Annotated in this window: 10 protein-coding genes, 2 tRNA genes and 1 riboswitch; of the genes, 8 read left to right on the top strand and 4 right to left on the bottom strand. The window is 75.0% G+C overall.

From position 1 onward, the window contains the following. Together HGA02_RS07855 and HGA02_RS07860 are read left to right on the top strand one after the other, a co-directional pair. Positions 1 to 658 (top strand): YhgE/Pip family protein (locus HGA02_RS07855; RefSeq protein ID WP_168678556.1); only part of this gene is annotated, 658 nt, incomplete at its 5' end. Between the two features lie 38 nt (positions 659 to 696). Then, entirely contained in the window at positions 697 to 1,239 is a 543-nt protein-coding gene (locus HGA02_RS07860; RefSeq protein WP_168678557.1) for a TetR/AcrR family transcriptional regulator, read from the top strand. 252 nt (positions 1,240 to 1,491) lie between these two features. Here HGA02_RS07860 and HGA02_RS07865 read toward each other — a convergent pair whose 3' ends face one another. Together HGA02_RS07865 and HGA02_RS07870 are read right to left on the bottom strand one after the other, a co-directional pair. Then, positions 1,492 to 1,707 (bottom strand): BldC family transcriptional regulator, encoded by a 216-nt coding sequence (locus HGA02_RS07865; RefSeq protein WP_200829613.1) that lies wholly within the window; start codon positions 1,705 to 1,707, stop codon positions 1,492 to 1,494. 15 nt (positions 1,708 to 1,722) lie between these two features. Further along, positions 1,723 to 1,797: riboswitch (cyclic di-GMP riboswitch) on the bottom strand. Positions 1,798 to 1,874: 77 nt separating this feature from the next. Then, positions 1,875 to 2,684: a DUF1206 domain-containing protein gene (locus tag HGA02_RS07870; protein WP_168678558.1), complete on the bottom strand. Its 810-nt coding sequence runs from the start codon at positions 2,682 to 2,684 to the stop codon at positions 1,875 to 1,877. A 119-nt stretch (positions 2,685 to 2,803) separates the two neighbouring features. On the opposite strand from HGA02_RS07870, the gene HGA02_RS07875 reads away from it, so the two are divergent. The 5 genes from HGA02_RS07875 to HGA02_RS07895 all read left to right on the top strand — a co-directional run bounded on the left by HGA02_RS07875 (position 2,804) and on the right by HGA02_RS07895 (position 5,044). Further along, a tRNA-Ile gene (locus HGA02_RS07875) sits at positions 2,804 to 2,877 on the top strand. Positions 2,878 to 2,938: 61 nt separating this feature from the next. Further along, positions 2,939 to 3,448 carry a hypothetical protein gene (locus HGA02_RS07880; protein ID WP_124341336.1) on the top strand — a complete coding sequence of 170 codons (510 nt, stop codon included), beginning with the start codon at positions 2,939 to 2,941 and terminating at the stop codon, positions 3,446 to 3,448. Between the two features lie 73 nt (positions 3,449 to 3,521). Continuing rightward, positions 3,522 to 3,594: transfer RNA gene (locus tag HGA02_RS07885), tRNA-Asn, on the top strand. A gap of 470 nt (positions 3,595 to 4,064) precedes the next feature. Continuing rightward, on the top strand, positions 4,065 to 4,616 hold the full coding sequence (locus tag HGA02_RS07890) for a cysteine dioxygenase (RefSeq protein ID WP_168678559.1): 552 nt from the start codon (positions 4,065 to 4,067) through the stop codon (positions 4,614 to 4,616). Then, entirely contained in the window at positions 4,613 to 5,044 is a 432-nt protein-coding gene (locus HGA02_RS07895) for a rhodanese-like domain-containing protein (RefSeq protein WP_343035363.1), read from the top strand. The genes HGA02_RS07890 and HGA02_RS07895 overlap by 4 nt, the downstream gene beginning before the upstream one ends. Before the next feature lie 5 nt (positions 5,045 to 5,049). Here HGA02_RS07895 and HGA02_RS07900 read toward each other — a convergent pair whose 3' ends face one another. After that, the gene (locus tag HGA02_RS07900) at positions 5,050 to 5,430 is read right to left on the bottom strand and encodes an STAS domain-containing protein (RefSeq protein WP_168678560.1); all 381 of its coding nucleotides are present in this window, start codon (positions 5,428 to 5,430) and stop codon (positions 5,050 to 5,052) included. A gap of 125 nt (positions 5,431 to 5,555) precedes the next feature. Here HGA02_RS07900 and HGA02_RS21415 point away from each other — a divergent pair, with 125 nt between their 5' ends. Next, positions 5,556 to 5,948 (top strand): ATP-binding protein, encoded by a 393-nt coding sequence (locus HGA02_RS21415; RefSeq protein ID WP_168678561.1) that lies wholly within the window; start codon positions 5,556 to 5,558, stop codon positions 5,946 to 5,948. Positions 5,949 to 5,964: 16 nt separating this feature from the next. Here HGA02_RS21415 and HGA02_RS07910 read toward each other — a convergent pair whose 3' ends face one another. Beyond that, complete coding sequence (locus HGA02_RS07910; RefSeq protein ID WP_168678562.1) at positions 5,965 to 6,216, bottom strand: acyl carrier protein; 252 nt, start codon at positions 6,214 to 6,216, stop codon at positions 5,965 to 5,967. Positions 6,217 to 6,448 lie beyond the last annotated feature (232 nt).

Consider the following 6,448-nt stretch of genomic DNA (forward strand, 5'->3'; position numbering starts at 1 on the left):
GATCGCCGACCCCGTCGGGCTCGAGGCGACGGACCGCGCGACCGCCGCCGGGTTCGGCGAGGGCATCGCCCCGTTCTTCCTCCCGCTCGCCCTGTTCCTGGGCGGGGTCGTGACGTGGATGATCCTGCGGCCCGTGCCGCCCCGCGCCCTCACGACGCCCGCGCGCGGCGTCCGTGCGGCCCTCTCCGGGTACGCGCCCGCGCTCGTCATGGGGATCGTGCAGGTCGTCGTGCTGCTCACCGTCCTGCGGGTGGGTGTCGGGCTGACCCCGACGCACCCCGTCGGCGCGCTCGCGTTCACCGTGCTCGTCGTCGCCGCCTTCCTCGCGGTCCAGCAGATGCTCCTCGCGCTGCTCGGTACGGCCGCCGGACGCATCGCGACGCTCGCGCTGCTCGTGCTCCAGCTCGCGTCGGCGGGCGGCACGTACCCGGTCGAGACGTCGCCGGCGTTCTTCCGGGCGCTGCACCCCCTGCTGCCCATGAGCTACGGCGTCGACGGCCTGCGCGCGCTGCTCACGGGCAACCCCGACGGCCGGCTCTGGACGGCGGTCGCCTACCTCGTCACGCTCCTCGTCGCCTCGCTCGCGGTGACGTCGTGGCGGGCCGGGCGCATGCGCACGTGGACCCTGTCCCGCCTGCACCCCGCGCTCACGATCTGACCGGCGCCCGCAGGCGCACGTTCTGGGAGGCTGCACGCATGCGCACCACCGACACCCGGCGGCACATCGTCGACGCGGCCCTCGCGCTCGTCGCCGAGCGCGGCTACACCGCGACCGCGGTCGACGACATCGCTGCCGCGGCCGGCGTCGCGAAGGGGTCGGTGTTCTACAACTTCGGCTCCAAGGCCGAGCTGTTCGAGGCGATCATCGCCGAGGGCGTCGCGCGGCTCACCGCGGCGCTGCGAGCGGCCGCCGACGGCCTGACCGGCACGGACGCGCTCGACGCGCTCGTCACCGAGCTGCTCACGCAGGTCCGCGACCACCCCGACTTCGCGAAGGTCATGGTCGCCGAGGTGTTCCGCACGGGCCGGCTGTGGCAGGACTCGATCCGCGCGCTGCGCGACGACGCGATGGGCGTGTTCGCCGGTGCCGTCGCGGCGGCGTGGCCCGACCGGGACCCTTCCCTCACGGCGGCGGCGCTGTTCGGCGCCACGGTCGTGGCCGGGCTCGAGTGGCTCGTGTTCCAGCCGGAGCGCTCGCTCGAGGACGTGCGGTCGGCGGTGCTGACGACGGTCCGCTGACCGGAGCGACGCACCGGCGACGGGCACCGCTCGGGGCCACGGCCCGACGTCGTCGTCGGACGCAGGTCGCGGGACACTGGTCGCGAGGCACAGGTCGCGAGACACAGGTCGCGAGACACAGGTCGCGAGATGCAGCTCACCCGACTCAGGTCGGCCGGGCCCAGGTCACCGCACACAGCAGGACGCCGGCGGCGACTGGTGTCACCGCCGGCGTCCCGGGGTCGTGCAGGTCGCGGCCGGAGCCGCGGAAGGTCACTCGCCCGCGCGCTGCGTGGGGACGCCCTGGAGGAGCTGACGCACCTCGGCCTCGTGGAAGCGACGGTGCCCGCCCAGCGTGCGGACCGCCGAGAGCTTGCCGGCCTGCGCCCAGCGCGTCACCGTCTTGGGGTCCACGCGGAACAGGACCGCGACCTCGCCGGGGGTGAGAAGGGCACCCTGCGTGAGGGGGGCGTCGGTGGTCACAGCCATGGTCATCTCCTGTCGTTCGGTAGCTCGGCTGACCTCGTGGGTCCCGTGGCTTTGCGTCCCCACCTTGCGGCGGGTTTGCCGTTGTCGCTGACAACAAGAACTATGACCGTTTCTGGACAGTTAGTCAAGAAACTCCGCGTCAGTTGCGTGCGGCAAACGGGTGAACTTCAGAGCCGCCCGTATCTCGCGCGGGCAAACGCATACCCGCCGTACGCGACGAACCCCAGCGCGACGACGCCGAGCAGGAACGGCCCGCCCGGCTGGTCCCGCAGCGTGTGCAGCGCCTGGTCCAGGCCACCCGCCGCCTGCGGGTCGGCCTTGGCCGCCGCGACGACGAACAGCACGCCCACGACGCCGAGCGCGACACCCTTGAGCACATAGCCCCACACGCCCAGGCGCTCCACGACGCGGCCCGCCGTCCCCGACGGCAGACGGTGCAGGTCGGCGAGGAACTTCTTCTTCCAGCCTTTGACCACGTGGTACACGCCGACGCCCACGACGGCCAGCCCGACGAGGGCCACGAGGATCCGACCGCCGGGCGCCGACATGAGGCGCGAGGTGAGGTCGGCCGTCTGCTGCTCGCTCGACGCGCCGCCGCCACGCGCGAACGCGAACGACGCGGCCGCGAGCGCCAGGTAGACGAGCGCGCGGCCCGCCGCCTTGGCACGCCACCCGGCCGTCCGGGAGCCCTGCGCACCGCCGTCCGACGTGGGCGGAGCACCGCGGACGGCCTTGGCGACCTCCCACGCGCCCAGCGCCGCGAAGGCGACCACGAAGAACCACAGCGCCGCGCCGCCGAACGGCGTCGACGCGACCGTGCCCAGCGCGCCCGACTGGTCGGCCTGCTGCCCCCCGCCGCCGACCGCCACCTGCAGCGCCAGCACGCCGATGAGCACGTGCAGCACCCCGCTCACCGCGTACCCGGCCCGCGCCGCGAGCTCCCAGCCGTGCTCGGCGTGCGTCGTGTTCCCGCTCATCTGCGCCTCACCACCCCGCTCTCCCCCCGGTCGTCCCCCGTGCTCCGTCGCGTCGGATCGTGGCAGCGAACGGGCACCCCCGCGACCGGAGAGGACTGCCGTAGCCTGGGCTCCGCCTCGGGGCAGTAGCTCAGCCGGTCAGAGCAGCGGACTCATAATCCGTGGGTCGTGGGTTCAAGCCCCACCTGCCCCACCCGTCGCCACCTCCCCCGCGCGTGCGCGGGCGCCGCACGCCGCGCGGGTACCGTTGCCCGGTGGCTCTCTCCCGTCGACGCCGGCTCCCCGCGGCGGACCGCGCGCTGCTCGACCTGCGCCCCGGCGACCGCGTCCTCGTCGAGGCGCACCTGAGCGACGGCCGGTGGGCGGTCGCGTCCCGCCGGGCGCTGCACCTCCTCGAGGACGGCAAGGTCGCGCGCGTCCCCTGGAGCGAGGTGGACCGCGGGTCGCTCGACCCCGCGACGCGCGTGCTGACGGTCACCTGGGTCTGGGGCGGCACGTCGCGCCTGCCGTTCGCGCAGGACTCCGCGTCCGTGGGCTTCACGCAGACGTTCCGCGAGCGCGTGCAGCAGTCGGTCGTCCACGCCGTGCCCGTCACGGTGCCCGGCGGCGGCAAGGTCCGGCTCGCGCTGCGGCGCGACGAGGAGGGCGAGATCTTCACGCAGGTGCTGGGCGACGCGGGCGTGGACGTCGACGACCCCGTCGTCTCCGCGGCGCTCGACGTCGCCGAGGCCGAGGCGCGCGACGCGGTCGGCCTGCCCCGCTGACGCCGCCGGCCGCCGGACGCCGCGGGTGGTCCGGAGCACCCTCGGACGGCTGCTAGAGTTTCTTCCCGCGCGATCCCTCGTAGCTCAATTGGCAGAGCATCCGACTGTTAATCGGACGGTTACTGGTTCGAGTCCAGTCGAGGGAGCTTCCCACGAAGGCCCCCGCCCGGCACCACGCCGAGCGGGGGCCTTCGTCGTACCGCCACGCCTCCGCCCCGGCCACGCAGCAGGGCCGCCTCACGTCTCCGCCCCGGCCGCGCAGCACGGCCGCCCCACGCCCGCGCGCGACGCCGTGCCATCCGGATCGTGAGAAGTACGCCGCTCCCCCTTGCCCTGCGGGCAGCGCTGTGGTGACGTCTGCCGCCTGCCGGGAGCGAGTCGTCTCCCCCCGCCGACGCCCGAGAGGAAGGACCCGCCCGTGCCGACCACGACGTCCTCCTCCGTCCGCGTCCCCGCGTCGCCGGCCCTCGCTCGCCGGTCGTGTCGCTGTCGCCGCTGCTGCCAGCCCTGATCCACCGGCGACCACGCCGGAGCAGCCCCGGTCGACGCCGTGACGTCTGCGCCTCGTGCGTGCAGCCGCCGCGTCGGCCTCTCGACGCGCCGGAGAGACACGACCATGACCCTCGACCAGACCCTGCCGTCCACCGCGGCGACCGCACCCGGCGCGCCCGTCGCACCCGCCGCATCCGCCCCGCCCGGCACGCTCGGCACCGCGGAGCTCGCCGACCTCGTGCGGTCCATCGCGGCGCGTCCCGAGCGCTGGCGTCCCCTCGTCCGCTTCCAGCAGAGCGGACGGTGGTGGACCCGGCTCGACGCACCAGCCGGCGTCGACGTGTGGCTGCTCACGTGGCTGCCCGCGCAGGGCACCGAGCTGCACGACCACGGCCGGTCCTCCGCGGCGTTCACCGTCACCGCGGGCACCCTGACCGAGCTCCGCCCCGACGACGACGACGGCACCCCCGTCCCGCAGGGCTTCGCGACCGGGCGCACCCAGACGGTCGAGCCGGGCGACCTCCACGACGTGGTCAACGCGGGGACCGAGCCGGCCGTGAGCATCCACGCCTACTCTCCCCCGCTCACCCGCATGACCTACTGGGGTGCGGGGCCGGACGGCGTGCTCGTGCCGACGCGCACCGTCGACACCGACGAGCCGGAGACGGACGCGTGACCGCCGCGGTGCGCCGCCGCACGATCGACGACGTCCTCGCGGAGGCTCGCGCGCGCCTGCACCGCCTGACGCCGCACGAGGCGTGGACCGCCGTCGAGCGCGGCGCGCTCCTCGTGGACATCCGGCCTGCCGCGCAGCGGGCGGCCGAGGGCGAGGTGCCGGACGCCGTCGTCATCGAGCGCAACGTGCTCGAGTGGCGGCTGGACCCGGCGAGCGCGCACCGCATCCCCGCGGCGACCGGGTACGACGTCGAGGTCGTCGTGCTGTGCTCGGAGGGGTACACGTCGAGCCTCGCGGCGGCGTCGCTCGCCGACCTGGGGCTGCACCGGGCGACGGACGTCGACGGCGGGTTCAGCGCGTGGCGGGCGGCGGGCCTGCCGACCGCAGGGGTGCCCGTGGGCGGGACGGCGCGCGCGGTGCACGCCTGACCGGCTCAGCGAGCCGCGTCGTCCCGGTCGCCCTCGTCGTCCCGGTCGAACATCGACACGACGCCCGAGGCCTCGAGCGCCATCAGCGGGCTGCCCGACGCGCCGCGCAGCGGGACGCGCGCCGACTGGTGGGACGCGACCGTGACGAGCACCGCGATGACCGAGGAGTCGATGAAGGTGGCCCGGGTCAGGTCGATCTCACGGACCCCGGCGGCGACGAGCGTCGGGCCGAGCTCGCCGCGCGCGACACCGAGCTCGTCGGCGAGGTCGAGGACCGACGCGACGTCGACGTCCCCGTCCACGCGCAGCACGTGCGGGTGCTCGGGGTCGACGCGCAGGCCGTCCTGCGGGGCATCTGCGCCGTCCAGGCGTGTCGGTGACGTCACGCGCCCAGTATGGCGACTCGGCGACCGGCCCGTCGCACCCGACGCGCTGCGGGGGCGGCCCGTCCGGACGACGACGCGCCCGTCGTCGGTGCGCACGGACGCGTCCGGGCGGGTACGGTCGGCGGGTGCACGCGGAGGTCGACGGCAACGAACGCTCGTTCGCGTCCTCCGTGGGGTCCCTCGCGCGGGCGCGCGCGTGGTCGATGGAGCGGGCGCGCGACGCGGGTGCGCCCAAGCGTGTGGTCGACTCCGTGCAGCTCGCGATGAGCGAGGCGTTCACGAACGCGGTGCGGCACGCCCCCGGTTCGCAGGCGATCACGGTGCGGGCGGTCCACCGCGACCGCGAGGTGACGTTCGAGGTGCACGACGGCACCGCGACGGCCCCCCGCCGCCGCACGGGGCGCGAGGGGCTGCCGGGTGGTCACGGCCTGCACATCCTGGACGCGGTGACGTCGGGCTGGGGATGGCGCCCGACCCGCGGCGCGGGCAAGGTCGTGTGGTTCACGGTCCGCTGGTGACCGGTGCGGGTGCCGCCTAGGCGTCGCCCTGCGGGCTCGTCGCCGACGTGCCGTCCTTGGTGAGCTCCGCCAGGAACGCGTGGCAGCGCTGCGCGCGCTCCGAGTCCTCGCGCATCACCTGCTCGAAGAACGACGCGATCTCCTCCTGGCCCGCGTTGCGGGCGTCCCGCACGTACTGCCCGTAGTCGTGCCCGGCCTTGAGCGAGTGGTACTGGACCGAGATCAGGTCGAACGTGACGTCGTCGAACCCCGTCTCTCCTGTGGCCATGGTCGGTCTCCTTCGTGCGCACCGGCACGGGGCCGGGGTCGCCGCGTGGGCCCCTTGCTCGACCGTCCTCCACGCTAGCGGGGCGGTCCGGCCGCGCAACCGGGTCCGCGGCACCGCACGTCGGTGGCTCGGGCGGGCGGCGCCGCGGGCGCGCCGTTACCGTCGACGGATCGCACGTGGTCGTGGTCCGGAAGGCGGCGGCGGCCGGGTCGGTGGTGAGAGGACGCGCGAT

Origin of the sequence: Cellulomonas septica, assembly GCF_012396155.1 — a bacterium.
Taxonomy (GTDB): Bacteria; Actinomycetota; Actinomycetes; order Actinomycetales; family Cellulomonadaceae; genus Cellulomonas; species Cellulomonas septica.